At 58.9% G+C, this 18,469-nt stretch carries 18 protein-coding genes; 3 read left to right on the top strand and 15 right to left on the bottom strand.

The window, feature by feature from the left end; translation table 11 throughout:
- Nucleotides 1–80: 80 nt before the first annotated feature.
- A complete protein-coding gene (locus AC1MDT_RS27095; RefSeq protein ID WP_480419772.1) occupies nt 81–629 on the bottom strand; it encodes a sugar ABC transporter ATPase in 549 nt (182 codons plus the stop codon).
- A 164-nt stretch (nt 630–793) separates the two neighbouring features.
- On the bottom strand, nt 794–1,561 hold the full coding sequence (locus AC1MDT_RS27090) for a sulfite exporter TauE/SafE family protein (RefSeq protein WP_480419771.1): 768 nt from the start codon (nt 1,559–1,561) through the stop codon (nt 794–796).
- A 199-nt stretch (nt 1,562–1,760) separates the two neighbouring features.
- On the opposite strand from AC1MDT_RS27090, the gene xseA reads away from it, so the two are divergent.
- Entirely contained in the window at nt 1,761–3,140 is a 1,380-nt protein-coding gene (xseA, locus tag AC1MDT_RS27085) for an exodeoxyribonuclease VII large subunit (RefSeq protein WP_480419770.1), read from the top strand.
- 3 nt (nt 3,141–3,143) lie between these two features.
- Nucleotides 3,144–3,965 carry a peptidoglycan DD-metalloendopeptidase family protein gene (locus AC1MDT_RS27080; protein ID WP_480419769.1) on the top strand — a complete coding sequence of 274 codons (822 nt, stop codon included), beginning with the start codon at nt 3,144–3,146 and terminating at the stop codon, nt 3,963–3,965.
- Nucleotides 3,966–4,074: 109 nt separating this feature from the next.
- Here AC1MDT_RS27080 and AC1MDT_RS27075 read toward each other — a convergent pair whose 3' ends face one another.
- On the bottom strand, nt 4,075–4,431 hold the full coding sequence (locus AC1MDT_RS27075; protein WP_480419768.1) for a hypothetical protein: 357 nt from the start codon (nt 4,429–4,431) through the stop codon (nt 4,075–4,077).
- Between the two features lie 397 nt (nt 4,432–4,828).
- On the opposite strand from AC1MDT_RS27075, the gene leuA reads away from it, so the two are divergent.
- Nucleotides 4,829–6,508, top strand: coding sequence for a 2-isopropylmalate synthase (leuA, locus tag AC1MDT_RS27070; protein ID WP_480419767.1), 1,680 nt, complete (start codon nt 4,829–4,831; stop codon nt 6,506–6,508).
- Between the two features lie 205 nt (nt 6,509–6,713).
- Here the strand turns inward: leuA and AC1MDT_RS27065 are convergent, their stop codons facing one another.
- From AC1MDT_RS27065 to iscX, 12 genes are all read right to left on the bottom strand, one after another.
- Complete coding sequence (locus tag AC1MDT_RS27065) at nt 6,714–7,505, bottom strand: amidohydrolase (protein ID WP_480419766.1); 792 nt, start codon at nt 7,503–7,505, stop codon at nt 6,714–6,716.
- Nucleotides 7,493–8,641: a pyridoxal phosphate-dependent aminotransferase gene (locus AC1MDT_RS27060; RefSeq protein WP_480419765.1), complete on the bottom strand. Its 1,149-nt coding sequence runs from the start codon at nt 8,639–8,641 to the stop codon at nt 7,493–7,495. Before AC1MDT_RS27060 ends, AC1MDT_RS27065 begins: the two co-directional genes overlap by 13 nt.
- A 141-nt stretch (nt 8,642–8,782) precedes the next feature.
- The gene (der, locus tag AC1MDT_RS27055) at nt 8,783–10,252 is read right to left on the bottom strand and encodes a ribosome biogenesis GTPase Der (RefSeq protein ID WP_480419764.1); all 1,470 of its coding nucleotides are present in this window, start codon (nt 10,250–10,252) and stop codon (nt 8,783–8,785) included.
- A gap of 250 nt (nt 10,253–10,502) precedes the next feature.
- On the bottom strand, nt 10,503–11,654 hold the full coding sequence (gene bamB / locus AC1MDT_RS27050) for an outer membrane protein assembly factor BamB (RefSeq protein WP_480419763.1): 1,152 nt from the start codon (nt 11,652–11,654) through the stop codon (nt 10,503–10,505).
- Nucleotides 11,647–12,288, bottom strand: a complete 642-nt coding sequence (locus AC1MDT_RS27045; protein ID WP_480419762.1) for a tetratricopeptide repeat protein — start codon at nt 12,286–12,288, stop codon at nt 11,647–11,649. The genes bamB and AC1MDT_RS27045 overlap by 8 nt, the downstream gene beginning before the upstream one ends.
- 41 nt (nt 12,289–12,329) lie before the next feature.
- The gene (gene hisS, locus AC1MDT_RS27040) at nt 12,330–13,619 is read right to left on the bottom strand and encodes a histidine--tRNA ligase (RefSeq protein ID WP_480419761.1); all 1,290 of its coding nucleotides are present in this window, start codon (nt 13,617–13,619) and stop codon (nt 12,330–12,332) included.
- A gap of 23 nt (nt 13,620–13,642) precedes the next feature.
- Entirely contained in the window at nt 13,643–14,752 is a 1,110-nt protein-coding gene (gene ispG / locus AC1MDT_RS27035) for a flavodoxin-dependent (E)-4-hydroxy-3-methylbut-2-enyl-diphosphate synthase (protein WP_007944259.1), read from the bottom strand.
- 3 nt (nt 14,753–14,755) lie between these two features.
- Complete coding sequence (locus tag AC1MDT_RS27030; RefSeq protein ID WP_480419760.1) at nt 14,756–15,793, bottom strand: RodZ domain-containing protein; 1,038 nt, start codon at nt 15,791–15,793, stop codon at nt 14,756–14,758.
- Nucleotides 15,793–16,551 (bottom strand): type IV pilus biogenesis/stability protein PilW, encoded by a 759-nt coding sequence (gene pilW / locus AC1MDT_RS27025; RefSeq protein WP_480419759.1) that lies wholly within the window; start codon nt 16,549–16,551, stop codon nt 15,793–15,795. Before pilW ends, AC1MDT_RS27030 begins: the two co-directional genes overlap by 1 nt.
- A gap of 12 nt (nt 16,552–16,563) precedes the next feature.
- Nucleotides 16,564–17,712: a dual-specificity RNA methyltransferase RlmN gene (rlmN, locus tag AC1MDT_RS27020; protein WP_033061468.1), complete on the bottom strand. Its 1,149-nt coding sequence runs from the start codon at nt 17,710–17,712 to the stop codon at nt 16,564–16,566.
- Between the two features lie 28 nt (nt 17,713–17,740).
- Nucleotides 17,741–18,166, bottom strand: a complete 426-nt coding sequence (ndk, locus tag AC1MDT_RS27015; RefSeq protein ID WP_007903599.1) for a nucleoside-diphosphate kinase — start codon at nt 18,164–18,166, stop codon at nt 17,741–17,743.
- An 88-nt stretch (nt 18,167–18,254) separates the two neighbouring features.
- A complete protein-coding gene (iscX, locus tag AC1MDT_RS27010) occupies nt 18,255–18,455 on the bottom strand; it encodes a Fe-S cluster assembly protein IscX (protein WP_480419758.1) in 201 nt (66 codons plus the stop codon).
- Nucleotides 18,456–18,469: the final 14 nt, after the last annotated feature.

Genomic DNA, 18,469 nt, shown 5'->3' with positions numbered 1-18,469 from the left:
TAAAGGTGGCATTTGTTTGCAGACTGCCCGCGTCATCGTTCACGTCCATCGTCGGAACGCCGCCCGGAGCAAGCTCGCTCCTACATTTCGACTTTTACCCAACTCACGGGCTGATCCAGCCAGTCGGCGAACTCATCGATAAAGCTCTGCTTGAACCCGGCCTCGGCCCAGTTGTTGAAGATGAATCCCAGGTTGGAAAAACCGCATTCCTGCAAAAAAAGAAACCCGTTGATGTCATCTTCATGTCCGCATTCCGGGCAGGTGAAGTTGTCGGTGCGCCCCGGCATCCACTCTTCCAGGCTTTCGAACAGCGCTTCGCCGATTTCCTTGCGGCATTCGGCGCAGCCCGCCTCGCCCAGAAAGCCCTTGGCCGGGGTATAGATGCAGCGTTTGGTGACGATTTCCAGGCCATTGACCGGTTCGCCGAACGGCAGCGCCTCCGGGTGCAAGACCACGGCACGGGCACCGTCGGCGAGTGCATGACCCATGCGATTACCTGTGCGGCCGCAGGTGGTCAGCTCTTCCTTGATGATGTTCTTGCGCACCAGCCAACGCACGACCGCCCGGGCCCGGGGTTCGTGCACCGGCAATGTGGAGATTTTCGGGACGATGATGCTTTGGGAATTCATGGGTACAGGCCTACCAATACTGAATAATCCACCCTTGTGGGAGCGAGCCTGCTCGCGATAGCGGTAGCGCAGGCAACATTAATGCTGCCTGCAACGGCCTCTTCGCGAGCAGGCTCGCTCCCACAGGATTTGCGGGCGGCAGCTTAATCCCTGAGACACTCAGGTCAAGTACTCAAATACCGCCCGATCAAGGCAATCCCGCTGGCCAGCACCAACCAGGTCACCAGCCGTACAAAAGCCTCCCGGGACAGTTTCAGGGTCAACCGCCGGCCAATCCACAGTCCCAGGGCCATGGCTGGCAGCAAACACACCGCCAGTACCAATAAGGGTAGCTCGGCATACACACCTGCAACGGCGAACAAACTCAATCGCACCACGGTGCTGCAACTGATCAGCGCGCTCTGGGTCGCACGGGCCGCCTCTTTGGGCAACCGGCTATTCAAATAAATCGCATATAAAAAGCCGCCGCTGCCAAACAACGCACCGAACATCCCGCCCACCGTGCCCATTAGCACCGCCCAACCGGCCGACAATTGCGTCGGACGGGTTTTGACCCACAAGCTGTAAATCGCATAGGCACTGATAAACAGCCCCATCAATAACAGCAACACATCGGATTTGAGGTTCAGCAGAAAAATCACGCCCAACGTACAGCCCACCGCCATGCACGGCAGCAATCGCAGTAATTCAGGTTTGGCCACATCCTTGCGCGAGGGCAACAGATTGCCGAACGCCGCGACAAAATCCAGCAACACCAGCAGCGGCACGATCTTCGAGAGCGGCATAAACAGAATCAGAATCGGCCCGGCCACCAGCGCGGTGCCGAACCCGGCGATGCCAAACACGATATAGGCCAGGGCGATGCCCAACCCGATCACTAGCCAATCCGTCGCGCCGAATGGCCATTGATGCAACAGTTCAAACACATTCATCTGCACGTCTTCCTTGAATACCGCGGACGACTTTAACGCCTGTGGGAGCGAGCCTGCCCGCGAATACGGATTAACTTTCAATATTAATGTCGCTGACACACCGAATTCGCGAGCAGGCTCGCTCCCACAAAAGCCCCCCACAAATGGATTTGTGCGGACTCATGGAGATTCAGCGCTGAATGCCTTTAAACTGCGCCCCATGATTAAAGATCCCTTTGCAAGACTCGGCCTGGACCGTGAAGTCCTGACTGTCAGCCAGCTCAACGGACGCGCGCGGGTGTTGCTTGAAGACGTGTTCAGCAACATCTGGGTCGAAGGCGAAATCTCCAACCTCGCCCGCCCAGCGTCCGGCCATGTGTATTTCACCCTCAAGGACAGTGGCGCCCAGGTCCGTTGCGCGCTGTTTCGGCAGAACGCCGCGCGGGTTCGTCAGGCGCTCAAGGATGGGTTGGCGGTCAAGGTTCGCGGCAAGGTTTCGCTGTTCGAGGGCCGTGGTGACTATCAGCTGATTCTCGACACCGTGGAACCCGCCGGCGATGGCGCATTGCGCCTGGCCTTCGATGCGCTGAAGGAAAAACTCAGCACCGAAGGCCTGTTCAGCGCCGACCGTAAGGTGCCATTGCCGGCGCACCCGCAGCGCATCGGCATCATCAGTTCGCCCACCGGCGCGGTGATCCGCGACATCATCAGTGTGTTCCGCCGCCGTGCGCCGCAAATCCAACTGACGTTGATCCCCACGGCCGTGCAGGGACGCGAAGCCACTGCGCAGATTGTCCGCGCACTGAAACTGGCGGATGCCCGTGGTTTCGACGCGCTGATCCTGGCCCGTGGCGGTGGCTCGCTGGAAGACCTCTGGTGTTTCAATGAAGAAGCCGTGGCCCGCGCCGTGGATGCCTGCGTGACGCCGATTGTCAGCGCCGTCGGCCATGAAACCGACGTGTCGATCAGTGACTTCGTGGCCGACGTTCGTGCCCCGACACCTTCCGCCGCCGCCGAACTGCTGGCGCCGGACTCCAGCGATCTGGTGCGTCGGCTCGAAAGTCTGCATCGACGACTGGTGATGCGTATCCGCGACCGAATAATGCGTGATCGACTGCGCCTGGAAGGCATGTCCCGCCGCCTGCGTCATCCGGGCGAACGCCTGCGTCAGCAAGCGCAACGCCTGGACGATCTGGACATGCGCATGCGCCGCGCGTTCGAACGCAGTCTTAATACCCGTCGCGAGCGGCTGATTCGCCTGGAAACCCGCCTCGCCGGGCAACATCCGGGACGGCAACTGGCACTGCTCCGCCAGCGCCTCGACAGCCTCGCCGAACGCCTGCCGCGTTCAATGCGTGAAGGCCTCAAGGCCCGTCGCCTGCAACTGCAAACCCAGGTGCAGACGCTGCATGTGGTCAGCCCTTTGGCGACCCTCGGCCGTGGCTACAGCATTTTGCTGGACGAGCGCGGTAACGCGATCCGCAGTGCCGAACAGACCCACACTGGCCAACGCCTCAAGGCCAGACTCGGCAACGGCGAGCTGCACGTTCGGGTCGAAGACAATCACCTGACGCCTGTCACCCTCTCTTTACTGGATTGATCCATGCCGCGTTTTTTAATTCCGCTGTTATTGCTCTGCCTGACGTTCAACGCCCACGCCGACAGCTACATCACGCGCCTGTTGAACAAACCGGTGCCGGGCGGCGTGGCCGTAGTGGACCTGGGTACTTCCGTCCAGGCACCGAAAGCCAGCTATCAGGGCAAACCCGTGCTGGTGGTGAAGGAACAGAACAATTGGCTGGCCATTGTCGGCGTGCCTTTGACGGTCAAGCCGGGCATCCAGCAGGTCAGCAGTGGCGGTCGCAATCTGCAATTTACGGTCGGCAACAAGAAGTACCCGGAGCAGCACATCACCCTGAAGAATACGCAGCAGGTCAATCCGAACCCGGCGAATCTCAAGCGCATCGAGGGCGAGTTGGCCGAGCAGATCCAGGCCTATCGCAGCTTCAGCCCGATCACCCCAAGCAACCTGTTGCTGGACAAACCGGTCAACGGGCCGCTGTCGAGCAAGTTTGGCGTGCGCCGGTTCTTCAACGGAGAAGAGCGCAATCCTCACGCCGGCCTGGACTTCGCCGTGCCTGCCGGAACGCCGATCAAAACGCCGGCGGCGGGCAAAGTGATCCTGATCGGTAACTACTTTTTCAATGGCAACACGGTATTTGTCGACCATGGCCAAGGCTTCATTAGTATGTTTTGCCATATGTCGAAAATCGACGTGCAGGTGGGCCAGCAACTGGCTCGCGGCAGTGTGGTCGGGAAAGTCGGCTCGACCGGGCGCGCGACCGGGCCGCATATGCATTGGAACGTCAGCCTGAATGATGCGCGGGTGGATCCGGCGATTTTTATTGGTGCGTTTCAGCCTTAGTTGTTTGCGTAAGGCTACTGGCCCCATCGCGAGCAGGCTCGCTCCCACATTGGAATGCGATCAACTTGTGGGAGCGAGCCTGCTCGCGATGGGGTCATCACAGGCTCCGCTATTCAGCATCAAGATCCTCAATCCCATGAACTTCCCGGTCCGCCAGACAGTGTTTGATCCAGGCCTGGGTTTCCTCTGAAAACCCGGTCAATTCCTCAGGCGTGATCAACTCCCGGGCACACAGCCCGAGCAAGTGAGAGCGGGCCTCATGTCGTGAGAACCTGAAAACACCGAACGCCCAATACAGTTCCTTTTGTCCGGCCTTGAGCAGCTCTTCGCTGGCGTCTATCCGCTCATAAGGCGTCAGGCTCTTGTCCATCACCGTGCGCTCGACCTCTTCCATGATCCGCACACACATCCGCTCGTGGGCCAACGGACGCAACGCGCTGTAACGCTTCCAATCCGACTCGTTCATTGCCGACTCCTGCCTGTCAGTCGTCTTGCTGAGGCTTTAAGAATAGCCGCGCTGATACGGCCCGACGCGCAAAGCCTACAATTGCGCATCGCTCAAACCTCGCGCAAACATCAAGATAATCGCTGGCCACTAGAGCAATAAAATCTCGATAAACACGGCTTTTCGGGTATTCCTCTCAATTTTTTTCGACTGCTTGCCATCCTTCCCCCTCGCGGTTAGGGTTGAAGGCATGAAAACCTCTCACACCCTCATTCAGCTTCGCCAGCACCGCAGCCTGTGCCTCGTCAGCGCACGACTGCCGGGCTGAATCGCGATGCCTCGCCCTACGCTTTTCCCCAAGAACATTTGATCCACCGGCAGGCCGCCTCTTTTCGGCCCCTACATTAAGGAATTCCCGATGAGCATGCTCAAAGACCCGTCTTCGAAATACCGCGCCTTCCCGACCATTGATATTCCGGATCGCACCTGGCCGTCGAAGACCATCACCACCGCGCCGATCTGGTGCAGCTCGGACCTTCGTGACGGCAACCAGTCGCTGATCGAGCCAATGGACGCGGTCAAGAAGCTGCGTTTCTGGAAAACCCTGGTGTCGGTGGGCGTCAAAGAAATCGAAGCGTCCTTCCCGGCCGCGTCGCAAACCGACTTCGACTTTGTGCGCAGCTTGATCGAAGGCAACCACATCCCGGACGACACCACGATTCAGGTGCTCACCCAGGGCCGTGAAGACCTGATCGAGCGTACCTTCGAATCCCTGCGTGGGGCGAAGAAAGCCATCGTCCACCTGTACAACGCGACCTCGCCTTCGTTCCGCCGCATCGTCTTCAACCAGGACAAGGACGGGATCAAGGAAATCGCCGTGAGCGCGGCCAAGCTGTTCGTCAAATACGCCGCCCAGCAGCCGGACACCGAGTGGACCTTCGAATACTCGCCGGAAACCTTCAGCGCCACCGAACTGGAATTCGCCAAAGAAGTCTGCGACGCGGTGATCGAAGTCTGGAACCCGACGCCTGAGCACAAGATGATCCTCAATCTGCCAGCGACCGTCGAATGCGCCACACCGAACATCTATGCCGACCAGATCGAATGGTTCGGCCGTCACATCAACCGTCGTGACAGCGTGATCATCAGCCTGCACACCCACAACGACCGTGGCACTGGTGTTGCTGCTACCGAGCTGGGCCTGATGGCCGGCGCCGACCGCGTCGAAGGTTGCCTGTTCGGCAACGGCGAACGCACCGGTAACGTCGATCTGGTGACCGTGGCCTTGAACCTCTACACCCAAGGCGTGAACCCTGAGCTGGACTTCTCCGACATCGACGGCGTGCGCAAAGTCGTCGAAGAGTGCAACCAGCTGCCGGTGCACCCACGTCATCCGTACGTCGGCGACCTGGTTCACACCGCGTTCTCCGGCTCCCACCAGGACGCCATCCGCAAGGGCTTCGCGCAGCAGAAACCGGATACGCTGTGGGAAGTACCGTACTTGCCGATCGACCCGGCCGACATCGGCCGCAGCTACGAGGCGGTGATCCGCGTCAACAGCCAGTCGGGCAAGGGCGGTATCGCTTACCTGCTGGAACAGGAATACGGCATCAACTTGCCACGTCGCATGCAAATCGAATTCAGCCAGGTCGTGCAGCGTGAAACCGATCGCCTGGGCCTTGAGATGACCGCCCAGCAGATCCACGCGCTGCTTCACAGCGAATACTTGCAGGCCAACACGCCGTACGCGCTGGTCAGCCATCGCCTGCAGGAAGAGAACGGTCACAGCGCCGTGGAAGTGGAAGTCTCCAGCCAAGGTCAGGGCGAAACCAACCTGCACTGGCGCGGCAAGGGCAACGGCGCCCTGGAAGCACTGGTGGCCGGTCTGCCAATCCCGGTGGAAATCATGGACTACAACGAACACGCCATCGGCGCGGGCACCAATGCCAAGGCCGCGGCCTACATTGAACTGCGGGTGAATGGTGAGCGTGCAGTGCACGGCGTTGGCATCGATGAAAACATCACCACCGCCAGCTTCAAGGCGCTGTTCAGCGCGCTGAACCGCTCCCTGAGCCAGCCGGAAGCGAAAGCGGCGTAAGCGTTCGCTGAAATACAAAAGGCCCCGGGGTGATAACCTCGGGGCCTTTTTGTTTGCCTGCCATTTTTGTGTTGCCAGTGAGGGCCCCTTCGCGAGCAGGCTCGCTCCCACAGTGGATTTTTGGTGTACACAAAATCTGTGTTCACATCGATCAAATGTGGGAGCGAGCCTGCTCGCGAAGGGGCCGGTTCAGGTAGCCGAGATTTCAGGTGAACTCGAAGGTATCGGCATCCAGATTCGCTGGAAAACGAGCGCGGTAAGCCACCAGTTCCGCAGCGTCCAGCACCACCTGGAACACCCCATCGGCTTCGCCGGCGCTGAGCAATGTTTCACCCTGGAAATCCAGCACCTGACTGTCTCCGGTGTAGGCGAAGCCTTTGCCGTCGGTGCCGATGCGGTTTACCGCCGCCACGTAGCACAGGTTCTCGATCGCCCGCGCAGGCAGCAAACGGTTCCAGTGCTGACGCCGTGCACCCGGCCAGTTGGCGGTGTACAGCAACAGGTCGGTGTCCTGCGCGTCGCGACTCCACACAGGGAAACGCAGGTCGTAGCAAATCAGCGGCCGTACTCGCCAGCCCTTGAGTTCGAACTGCACCTGGCGCTCGCCCGGGGTGTAATGGTTATGCTCGCCAGCCATACGGAACAAATGACGCTTGTCGTAGTGCCAGACCTCCCCGTCCGGTCGCGCCCACAACAGACGATTGCGATGGCTACCGTCGGCCGCCTGGACGATCACGCTGCCCGTGATCACCGCCTCCAGCTTCGCCGCCTGAACCCGCAACCATTTACTGGTCGGTCCGTTTTCCGGCTCGGCAAGGGTCTCGGATTCCATGGAGAAACCGGTGGTGAACATTTCCGGCAGGATAATCAGGTCAGCCCCGCGCGCCTGCTCCAGCAACGGTTCGAAATGCTCAAGGTTCGCCTGTCGATCATGCCAGGCCAGCGTGGTCTGGATCAGCGCAACGTTCAGCTTGGGCAGTGCACTCAAATCACGCATAGTTTTTCCGCTGCTTCACGCAGGGTCTCCTCACGTTTGGCAAAGCACAGTCGCACCAGGCGCTGGCCTTCAGGCGGCGTCTGGTAGAACACCGAGATTGGAATACTCGCAACGCCGTGTTCGCGGGTCATCCAGAGCGCCATCTCGACGTCATTGAGGTCCGGGCGGATCTGCGAGTAATCGACCAGCTGGAAATAAGTACCGGTGACGCGGGTAAAACCAAAGCGTGACGGCGCCAACAAATCGCAGAACAAATCGCGCTTGGCCTGATAGAAGGCCGGCAGTTCTTCAACATGTTCCGGATGCTCGGCCATGTAGTCGGCCAGCGCGTATTGCAATGGTGTCACGCCGCAGAAACTGACGTATTGATGAACCTTGCGCAGCTCCGCCGTGAGGGCCGGTGGTGCAACCACGTAGCCGGTTTTCCAGCCAGTAACGTGATAGGTCTTGCCGAAGGAACTGACCACGAAGGCGCGTTGATACAGCTCTTCATGGGCCAATACGCTGGCGTGAGACACGCCATCGAACACCAGGTGTTCGTAGACCTCATCGCTGATCACATAGATATCGCGATCACGAATCAACGCCGCCAACTGATCCAGTTCGGCACGACTGATCAGTGCACCACTGGGGTTGTGCGGGCTATTGAGAATGATCATTCGTGTGCGAGGGCTCAGGGCTTCGCTGAGCTTTTCGAAGTCGATACTGAAATCATTCAGGCCCAATGGCACATGCACGCAACGACCACCGGCCAGCTCTACCGAAGGCTCGTAACTGTCATAGGCCGGATCGAACACCATCACTTCGTCGCCGCTGTGGATAACGGCCTGAATGGCGCAGAAGATCGCCTGGGTTGCGCCGGGGGTGACGGTCACTTCGCTGTCGGGATCGACATGCGCGCCGTAGCTGCGGGCGATCTTCGCCGCTATCTGCTGACGTAATACCGGCAGGCCGGTCATTGGCGAGTACTGATTATGACCGCTGGCGATATGGCGGCCGACAGCATCACGCAGCGCCTGCGGGCCGTCGAAGTCGGGAAAACCCTGGGACAGATTCAGTGCCCCGGTTTGCGCCGCCAGCTGAGACATCTGCGTGAAGATAGTGATGCCGACATTCGGCAGCTTACTGGTGATCATCGGTAATTCCTGCTCAACACCCGGCTCTAACGGCGGCACGGGAGAACCCGAGGATAGCCCAAACGACGCCCATAAAAAAAGGGCGCTAAAGCGCCCCTTCTTCAACCCGGTCCTGTAGGAGCGAGCCAGGCAAGTCGATAATCAGCGCTTGTCGCGGCGCTTCTTGTCGGCCTTTTTGTGGTGCGACATCAAACGACGCTTCTTGTTAACCTGGCGGTCAGTCAGCGTGTTCTTGTTGCCTTCGTACGGGTTCTCGCCGCCCTTGAACTCGATGCGGATCGGCGTACCGACCAGCTTCAAGACACGACGATAAGTGTTTTCCAGGTAACGCACGTACGACTTCGGCACCTTCTCGATCTGGTTACCGTGAATCACGATGATCGGCGGGTTGGCACCACCCAAGTGGGCGTAACGCAGCTTGATCCGGCGGTTGTTGACCATCGGCGGCGCGTGCTCACCAACCGCATCTTCCAGAATTGTGGTCAGGCGGTTGGTCGGCCAGCGAGTGACCGCAGACTTGAACGAGTTCTGTACGGAGGCGTAGAGGTTGCCCACGCCAGTGCCATGCAGGGCCGAGATAAAGTGGATGTCGGCGAAGTCGACGAAGAACAGACGACGTTGCAGCTCGACCTTCACGAAGTCGCGCTCGCCCGGCGTCATGCCATCCCACTTGTTGATCGCGATAACCAGCGCACGACCTGCTTCAAGGGCAAAGCCCAGCAGGTTGAGGTCATGGTCCACCACGCCTTCGCGAGCGTCCATCACGAAGATCACCACGTTGGCGTCTTTGATCGCTTGCAGGGTTTTAACCACGGAGAATTTTTCGACTTCTTCGTGGATCTTGCCGCGCTTGCGCACACCGGCGGTGTCGATCAGCGTGTACTTCTCGTCGTTACGCTCGAACGGGATGTAGATACTGTCGCGGGTGGTGCCGGGTTCGTCATAAACGATTACCCGGTCTTCACCGAGCATGCGGTTGACCAGGGTCGACTTGCCGACGTTCGGACGACCGATGATGGCGATCTTGATCCCGTCTTTTTCGCTTGGGCCAGGAATGCGCTTGGCTTCCTCGCCTTCAGCAACGATCTCTTCCTCGCCGTCTTCTGGCTCTTCTTCGTCTTTCGGGAAGGTGCTCAGGGCGATTTCGAGCATCTGGGTGATGCCACGACCGTGGGCACCGGCGATCGGAATCGCGTGGCCCATGCCCAACGGGGCGAATTCAGCGCGGGCCATTTCAGGGTCGATGTTGTCGACCTTGTTGGCAACCACGTAAGAACGCTTGTTACGTTTGCGCAAATGCTCGGCGATCATCTGGTCGGCGGCGGTGAAACCGGCCTTGGCATCTACCAGGAACAGAACGACATCGGCTTCTTCAATGGCCAGCAGCGACTGCTCGGCCATTTTTTCGTCCATACCGTGCTCGTCACCGGAGATACCGCCGGTGTCGACCAGAATGTAGGAACGCCCTTGCCACTTGGCCTCACCGTATTGGCGATCACGGGTCAGACCGGACAAATCGCCAACGATGGCGTCGCGAGTCCTGGTCAGGCGGTTGAACAAGGTGGATTTGCCGACGTTCGGTCGGCCCACCAGGGCGATTACGGGAACCATGCGGCTCTCCACTTCGTTATTTCAGAAAATACAAAAGCCGCTGCGAGGCAGCGGCTGGTGCTCGGGGCAATCACCGCGTGTTTGTCTGTAGGAGCAGCCGGTCGACGCTCGATTGCTCGCGATAAACGCAAAGACACCGCGTTTATCCAGGTCGCCAACGTAATCGTTGACGTCCATCGCGAGCAAGCTCGCTCCTACAGTCCTACAAACGGTGAAGCCGCTTGGGATCAACCCAAGCATAGTCAAACCTTTACTTAATGGTCAGGGCTTCCAGCTTGCCACTGTTGCCATACACATAAATCGTGTCACCCACCACCAGCGGACGGGCACGCAGGCCGTCGCTGTCGATGCGCTCGCGGCCGACGAAACGTCCGTCTACCTGACTCAGCAGGTGCAGGTAACCTTCCATGTCACCGACTGCAACATAGCTGGAGAACACTTCCGGAGCCGACAGTTGACGACGGGCCAGAGAATCGTTGCTCCACAAGGCTGTGGTGGAACGCTCATCGACGCCTTCAACAGTGCCCGAAGACAGGCTCACGTAAACGTTGCCGAACCCCTGGGCGACGCCGGCATAACTGGAAGCATCACGCTGCCAGAGCTGACGGCCGCTTTGCAGATCCAGTGCCGCAACGCGCCCCTGATAGCTGGCGACATACAGCGTACCGCCGGACAGCAGCAAGCCACCGTCGATATCGACAACGCGTTCCAGTTCCGAACGACCTTGTGGAATCGCTACACGTTGTTCCCACACCGGCACGCCGTTGGAAATATCGAGAGCGACCACTTTACCAGTCGACAGGCCAGCCACCGCGAGGTGGTTGGTCACGAGCGGCGCGCTGGTGCCGCGCAAGGTCAGGACCGCAGGTGTGCTGTCATACAACCAGCGCTGGTTGCCGGTGGCGGCATCCAGACCGATCAGACGGTCATCCTGAGTCTGGACCACCACAACGTCGCCGTTGTTGGCCGGTGGAGCGAGTACTTCGCTGGACACGCGAGCGCGCCATTTCACTTCACCGTTGATCGCGTCAAGCGCAATGACTTCGCCTTTGAGCGTACCGAACGTTACCAGACCATAACCCACGCCTACGGCGCCGGAAATAGGCAGGTCAAGGCTCTTCTTCCATTTGACGTCGCCATTGCTGCGATCCATCGCCATCACGATACCGGTGAGGTCGGCGGCATAAATGGTATCGCCATCGATCGCCGGAACGAGCATGTTGTAGATATCGCCCTGGCCATTACCGATCGAACGACTCCACTCCTTGTGCAGAACCACTTCTTCTTTGAAGTCGGTCAACTCGGCCGGGGGCAATTCTTTTTTTGCGTTGCTGCTGCAACCCGCGGCCAATATGGCCAGAGCCAGCAATGCTGCATGTTTCCAACGAATCACGTCACGCATCCCCTTTGGCCAGGTCATCCAGCTTGATTTGTAGGCCACCGACTGCCGCTTCATCCGACAGTGCCGCCTTGGCTTTTTGATACGCCACGTTCGCTTCGTCTGTACGACCCAATTGCACCAGCAAATCGCCCTTAAGCTCTTCGCGAGTGGCCAGGAACGCCTTGTCTGCATCACCTTCGAGCAGTTTCAGCGCCTCGTCGGCCTTGTTCTGCGCGGCCAACACCTGAGCCAGGCGCTGACGGGCGATTTCGCCCAGCGCCGGGTTAGCCGGTTTGGCAACAATAGTTTTCAGCTCGCTGGCTGCGTCATCCAGCTTGCCGCTGTCGACCGCGACTTTCGCCACGAACAGGCTGCCGTATTGCGCATAGGCGGTGCCGCCGAACTCGCTGTTGAGCTTGGCGGCCAGGTCCGAAACGCGCGCTGCATCGGGCTTGCCGTCAGGCGTCAGCGTGGTCTCGAGCAATTGCTGATAGAGCATCGAGGCGCTTTGCGACTGATTGCTCTGATACTTGTGAAAGGCCTGCCAGCCGAACACGATGACCAGGGCCAACAGGCCGCCAGTGACCAGGGGCTTGCCGTTGCGTGTCCACCAGTCCTTCAAATCCGCCAGCTGTTCGTCTTCGGTACTCGACACCCCAATACTCCTTAATCGCTAATTCGGCTGTTTAGACAGCTTCAACCCTGCACGACGCAGGTGGCCAGGTGTGCAGCAAGCGCATCCCAGGCAATGCTTTGTTGCTCGCCCTGGCCACGCAGGGGTTTGAAACCTACCACTTGCTGGGCCATTTCGTCGTCACCGAGGATTAGCGCATACAGCGCACCGCTCTTGTCGGCCTTCTTGAACTGGCTTTTGAAGCTGCCGGCACCGGCATTGACTTGCAGGCGCAGGTTGGGCAATTGATCACGAACACGTTCACTCAAGGCCAGGCCGGCAAGCTCTGCAGCTTCACCGAAGGCGCAGAGGTAGACATCAACCTGACGGGAGATCTCTTCGGGGATTTGTTCCAGGGTTTCAAGCAGCAGCACCAGGCGCTCGATGCCCATGGCGAAACCAACGCCCGGGGTCGGCTTGCCGCCCATCTGCTCGACCAGACCGTCGTAACGACCACCGGCACACACTGTGCCTTGGGCGCCCAACTTGTCGGTGACCCATTCGAAAACGGTCTTGCTGTAGTAATCCAGCCCGCGAACCAGCTTCGGGTTGATCACATAAGGAATACCGGCGGCGTCCAGGCGAGCCTTGAGGCCTTCGAAGTGCACGCGGGACTCTTCATCGAGGTAGTCGGCCATTTTCGGCGCGTCGACCAAAACCGCTTGAGTGTCGGCGTTTTTGGTGTCCAGAACCCGCAAAGGGTTCGTTTTCAGACGGCGCTGGCTGTCTTCGTCCAGCTTGTCCAGGTGGCCAGACAGGAACTCGACCAGGGCCTCGCGATAGCGACCGCGAGACTCGCTGGTGCCCAGGCTGTTGAGTTCGAGCTTGACCGCATCGCGGATACCCAGCTCGCCCCACAGGCGCCAGGTCAGCACAATCAGTTCGGCGTCGATGTCCGGACCGTCGAGGTTGAAGACTTCGCAACCGATCTGGTGGAACTGGCGATAACGGCCTTTTTGCGGCCGCTCGTGGCGGAACATCGGACCGATGTACCAGAGTTTCTGCACCTGGCCACCGCCGGTGATCCCATGCTCAAGCACCGCACGCACGCAGGCGGCTGTGCCTTCAGGGCGCAGGGTCAGCGAATCGCCGTTGCGGTCGTCGAAGGTGTACATCTCTTTTTCGACGATGTCGGTCACTTCACCGATGGAACGCTTGAACAGCTCGGTGAATTCAACGATTGGCATGCGGATCTGCTTATAACCATAGTTATCCAGCAGACGCGAGACGGTGCCCTCGAAATGACGCCACAGGGGAGTCTGTTCAGGCAGGATGTCGTTCATGCCACGAATGGCTTGCAGAGACTTGCTCACTATAAATCCTTAAATTCGTTCGATCAGCCGCGAGCGATTACTGCTGCGTCGGCTTCGACCTTTTCGGCCGCTTTCTGGCGGATCAAGCGTTCAAGCTCATCCACCAGATTGTCATTCGTCAGTTTCTGCGACGGCTTGCCGTCGATGTAAATCAGGTTTGGCGTACCGCCGGTCAAGCCGATATGGGCTTCCTTGGCCTCGCCCGGCCCGTTGACCACGCAACCGATGACCGCGACATCCAGCGGCACCAGCAGGTCTTCGAGGCGCCCTTCCAGCTCGTTCATGGTTTTGACCACATCGAAGTTCTGCCGCGAGCAGCTCGGGCAGGCGATGAAGTTGATACCACGGGAACGCAGGTGCAGGGATTTGAGAATGTCGTAGCCGACTTTCACTTCCTCGACCGGGTCGGCCGCCAACGAGATGCGGATAGTATCGCCAATCCCTTCGGCGAGCAGCATACCGAGGCCCACGGCGGATTTCACTGTGCCTGAGCGCAAACCACCGGCTTCGGTGATGCCCAGGTGCAGCGGCTGGACGATTTCCTTGGCCAGCAGACGATAGGCTTCGACGGCCATGAACACGTCGGAAGCTTTCACGCTGACCTTGAAGTCCTGGAAGTTCAGGCGCTCAAGGTGCTCGACGTGACGCAGGGCAGACTCGACCAGCGCGGCCGGGGTCGGCTCGCCGTATTTCTTTTGCAGGTCTTTTTCCAGGGAACCGGCGTTGACGCCGATACGGATCGGAATCCCGCGATCACGGGCGGCATCGACCACCGCACGCACGCGGTCTTCACGACCGATATTGCCCGGGTTGATCCGCAGGCAATCAACACCCAGCTCGGCCACCCGCAAAGCGATCCGGTAGTCGAAGTGAATGTCGGCCACCAGAGGGACTTTGACCAGTTGCTTGATCTTGCCGAAGGCTTCGGCGGCGTCCATGTCGGGCACGGAAATGCGCACGATATCGACACCAGCCGCTTCCAGGCGATTGATCTGGGCCACGGTGGCAGCCACATCATTGGTATCGCTGTTGGTCATGCTCTGCACAGCGATGGGCGCATCGCCACCAACCGGGACGTTACCGACCCAGATCTTGCGGGATTCGCGACGTTTGATTGGAGATTCGCCGTGCATGACTTATTGACCCAATTTCAGGCGAGCAGTCTCGCCACTGGTGAACGGAGCGACATCAACCACCTGCCCGTTGTAGCTGACTTGCGCGCCACGGGCGTAGCCCAGACGCACGGCAAAGGGTGGCTTGCCGCTGACGGTAACGTTTTCGCCTTTACGCTTGAGACCACTCAACAGCACCTTGCCCGTGCCGTCGGTCACTTGCGTCCAGCAATTAGCGGTGAATTGCAGTTGAACCTGACCCTGGCCAGCCACTGGAGCCGCCGCTGGGGAAACAGGCGCGTTCGAAGCGGCCGGAGCAGTCACGACCGGGGCCGGTACGGCAGGAGCAGCCGGAGCCGGATTCGTTGGCGCCGGGACTACCGGAGCAGCGCTGTGAACCGGCGCTGTTGGTGCAGGAGTCGGTGCTGGCGTAGCCGGTGCGGCAGCAGCCGGCGTTGCATCAGCGGCGGCCGGCGCCTCTGTTGAAGTCTCGGCTTGCGGCAACGCAAGCGTAGTAGCGCCTTCGGCCTGACCTGCCGCGACGGCCTGGTCTTCCGGCTCATCCAGCGGATGGATCTGCGTGGTGCCGTCGGCGCCTTCTACTTCAACGTGTTCCGGGCTCAGGCTGGTCAAATCCTTGGTGCGCGACGACGTTTGGTCCTTCCACCAGACAAAACCACCGCCAATCACCGCAATCAGCAACAGCAGGCTGACAATTCGCAAAATGGTGTGGGACACCCGAACAGGCTCTTCGATACGACCCAGGCTGTGAACACTGCTGCCCTTGGAATCGGTTCCGGTGGATTGATCGAACTGCTGCACCAGCACGGTTTGATCCATGCCCAGCAACTTGGCGTATGCGCGAATATAACCGCGAGCAAAGGTATGCCCAGGCAGCTTGTCGAAAGCGCCGGCTTCCAGATTGCTCAGGGAATTGACAGTGAGGTTGAGCTTGAGGGCCACTTCGGCCAGCGACCAGCCATTGCTTTCGCGGGCCTGGCGCAGGGTCTCACCGGGGTTAACGCGATTCGCTGCTACAACTTCGGGATGCGCCGCTTTCATCATTGCTCCGACAGGTATTGCTGATATTCCGGCGTACCGGGATAGAGTCGTTTTAATTGCAGGCCAAAACTGGCGGCCTTGTCGCGATCTTCAAACACTTTTGCCAGCCGAACGCCGAGCAATAGACTACGTGCATTTTGTTCGGTGAGCAGGCTAAAACGGTCGTAATAGTCACGCGCGGGCACATAATGCCTGTCTTCGAAGGACAACTCAGCCATTTCCAGTAATGCGCGTGGCTGTTGACGATTCAAACGCAGGGCTTTTTCCAGTTGCAGCTGGGCCATATCACGCTGGCCAAGCTTCGAAGCGGTCATGCCAAGGTTCTCGAACACCCGTGAACGCTCAGGATACAGCGTATCGGCAGCGGCCTGTTCAAAGCGCTCGTAGGCCTCTTTGTAACGTTTTTCTTCGAAAAGAAAACTACCGTAGTTGTTCAGGATTCTCGCATCGCCCGGACGGGAAGACAGCGCCTTGCGAAAATGCTGGTCCGCCAGCTCCGGCTCCATCTCCGCCTGGAACACCAGGCCCAGCGCCGCATTGGCGTCCGGATCCGACTCATCCAGGTCCAGCGCTTTCTTCAGCGGCACCTTGGCGCGCTCGGTCATGCCTTGCTGCAAGTAGCCCAAGCCCAACTGCACATAGGCAGTACGCGCTTCATCACGACCCTTGCTGGTCTTCATCGGGTTGAAATCGCCCGACAGGACACAACCAGCACAGAGGCTGGCCAACAGCAACAGCAGCGCAAAGCGCAGGGACATTGAGATCCTCTCTTAATTATTATTCGCAGCGTTCTGTGCGATATCGTTTTCGGCGCTTAACTCACGCACGGCGATATAACGCTCGCTGCGACGGGTGCGATCCAGCACCTGTCCTACCAATTGACCACATGCCGCATCGATGTCTTCACCGCGGGTGGTGCGGACAGTGACATTGAAGCCTGCATGGTGAAGCTGATCCTGGAACCGGCGAATCGCATTGTTGCTCGGGCGCTCGTAACCGGAATGCGGGAACGGGTTGAACGGAATCAGGTTGATCTTGCACGGAATGTTCTTGAGCAACTCGATCATTTCGACCGCGTGCTCGACCTTGTCGTTAATGTCCTTGAGCAAGGTGTACTCGATGGTCAGCACGCGCTTCTCGCCCAGGGACGACATGTAGCGCTGGCATGACTCGAGCAGCATCTTAAGCGGGTATTTCTTGTTGATCGGCACCAATTGGTTACGCAATGCGTCATTGGGTGCGTGCAGCGACAACGCCAGGGAGACGTCGATGTGCTTGGACAGCTCATCGATCATCGGCACCACGCCCGAAGTGGACAGGGTCACGCGGCGCTTGGAAATCCCGTAGCCCAGGTCATCCATCATCAGATGCATGGCGGCTACGACGTTGTCGAAGTTCAGCAGCGGCTCGCCCATGCCCATCATCACCACGTTGGTGATGGCACGGTCGGCGGTCGCCGGGATGCTGCCGAACGATTTGTTGGCAATCCACACCTGGCCGATGACTTCGGCGGCGGTGAGGTTGCTGTTGAAACCTTGCTTGCCGGTGGAGCAGAAACTGCAATCCAGGGCACAGCCTGCCTGGGACGAAACGCACAAAGTGCCGCGCTTGCCCTGGGGAATGTACACGGTCTCGACGCAGCTGCCGGACGCCACGCGCACCACCCACTTACGGGTGCCGTCGGTGGAGATGTCCTCGCTGACAACTTCGGGGCCGCGAACCTCGGCAATAACCTTGAGCTTGTCGCGCAAGGCCTTGCTGACGTTCGTCATGGCGTCGAAATCATCGACGCCAAGGTGGTGAATCCATTTCATTACCTGACCGGCACGGAAACGCTTCTCCCCGATTGAGTCGAAGAATTTTTCCATTTCCAGCTGAGTCAGACCCAGCAGGTTGGTTTTTACAGTCGATGTAGTCATGGATTCACCTTCACTCTTAAGCCAATGCTTAGCGAGTGGTTACTTCAGTAGCTGCGAAGAAGTACGAGATTTCGCGAGCAGCAGCGGCTTCGGAGTCCGAACCGTGTACAGCGTTGGCGTCGATCGAGTCAGCGAAGTCAGCGCGGATGGTACCGGCAGCAGCTTCTTTAGGGTTGGTAGCACCCATCAGTTCACGGTTCAGAGCGATGGCGTTTTCGCCTTCCAGAACCTGAACAACAACTGGACCGGAGATCATGAAAGCAACCAGGTCGTTGAAGAAACCACGAGCGCTGTGCTCAGCGTAGAAGCCTTCAGCTTCAGCTTTGGACAGTTGCTTCAGTTTCGAAGCCACAACGCGCAGGCCAGCTTTTTCGAAACGAGTGGTGATCTCGCCGATAACGTTTTTTGCAACAGCGTCAGGCTTGATGATGGAGAAAGTACGTTGAACAGCCATGGTGTAACTCCAGAAACGGTAATTTGTGAAAAATTAAACCCGCGAATTATACGCGGGTTCTTGGGTATTGCCTAACCTGCAGCGTGGCTCAGTCGCGTTCTTCGATCCAGTGGGCCTGAATGGCCTCCAGGATCTTCTCGCCACAGTGCTCAGGCATGTCGTCAAACTCGGGCAATTCCATCACCCATTTGCGCAGATCGACGAAGTTGACCGACATAGGGTCCACTTCGGGCTTGCTTTCAGCCAGCTGGATTGCGATTTCCAGCACATCAGTCCACTTGAGACTCATGACAGTTCCTTGAA

The sequence above is a fragment of the Pseudomonas sp. ASL7 genome (genome assembly GCF_056680375.1).
The sequence above is the reverse complement of the archived record's forward strand: the minus strand, read 5'-3'. Positions and strand labels throughout refer to the sequence as shown.

Bases quoted from the DNA above. Each gene is read 5' to 3' on its own strand.
- AC1MDT_RS27065 (WP_480419766.1), bottom strand. From the start codon at position 7,505: ATGCGTGATTTGAGTGCACTGCCCAAGCTGAACGTTGCGCTGATCCAG.
- rlmN (WP_033061468.1), bottom strand. From the start codon at position 17,712: ATGACTACATCGACTGTAAAAACCAACCTGCTGGGTCTGACTCAGCTG.
- AC1MDT_RS27075 (WP_480419768.1), bottom strand. From the start codon at position 4,431: ATGAACGAGTCGGATTGGAAGCGTTACAGCGCGTTGCGTCCGTTGGCC.
- AC1MDT_RS27090 (WP_480419771.1), bottom strand. From the start codon at position 1,561: ATGAATGTGTTTGAACTGTTGCATCAATGGCCATTCGGCGCGACGGAT.
- ndk (WP_007903599.1), bottom strand. From the start codon at position 18,166: ATGGCTGTTCAACGTACTTTCTCCATCATCAAGCCTGACGCTGTTGCA.
- iscX (WP_480419758.1), bottom strand. From the start codon at position 18,455: ATGAGTCTCAAGTGGACTGATGTGCTGGAAATCGCAATCCAGCTGGCT.
- AC1MDT_RS27080 (WP_480419769.1), top strand. From the start codon at position 3,144: ATGCCGCGTTTTTTAATTCCGCTGTTATTGCTCTGCCTGACGTTCAAC.
- der (WP_480419764.1), bottom strand. From the start codon at position 10,252: ATGGTTCCCGTAATCGCCCTGGTGGGCCGACCGAACGTCGGCAAATCC.
- leuA (WP_480419767.1), top strand. From the start codon at position 4,829: ATGAGCATGCTCAAAGACCCGTCTTCGAAATACCGCGCCTTCCCGACC.
- bamB (WP_480419763.1), bottom strand. From the start codon at position 11,654: ATGCGTGACGTGATTCGTTGGAAACATGCAGCATTGCTGGCTCTGGCC.
- AC1MDT_RS27030 (WP_480419760.1), bottom strand. From the start codon at position 15,793: ATGAAAGCGGCGCATCCCGAAGTTGTAGCAGCGAATCGCGTTAACCCC.
- xseA (WP_480419770.1), top strand. From the start codon at position 1,761: ATGATTAAAGATCCCTTTGCAAGACTCGGCCTGGACCGTGAAGTCCTG.
- AC1MDT_RS27095 (WP_480419772.1), bottom strand. From the start codon at position 629: ATGAATTCCCAAAGCATCATCGTCCCGAAAATCTCCACATTGCCGGTG.
- AC1MDT_RS27060 (WP_480419765.1), bottom strand. From the start codon at position 8,641: ATGATCACCAGTAAGCTGCCGAATGTCGGCATCACTATCTTCACGCAG.
- pilW (WP_480419759.1), bottom strand. From the start codon at position 16,551: ATGTCCCTGCGCTTTGCGCTGCTGTTGCTGTTGGCCAGCCTCTGTGCT.
- ispG (WP_007944259.1), bottom strand. From the start codon at position 14,752: ATGCACGGCGAATCTCCAATCAAACGTCGCGAATCCCGCAAGATCTGG.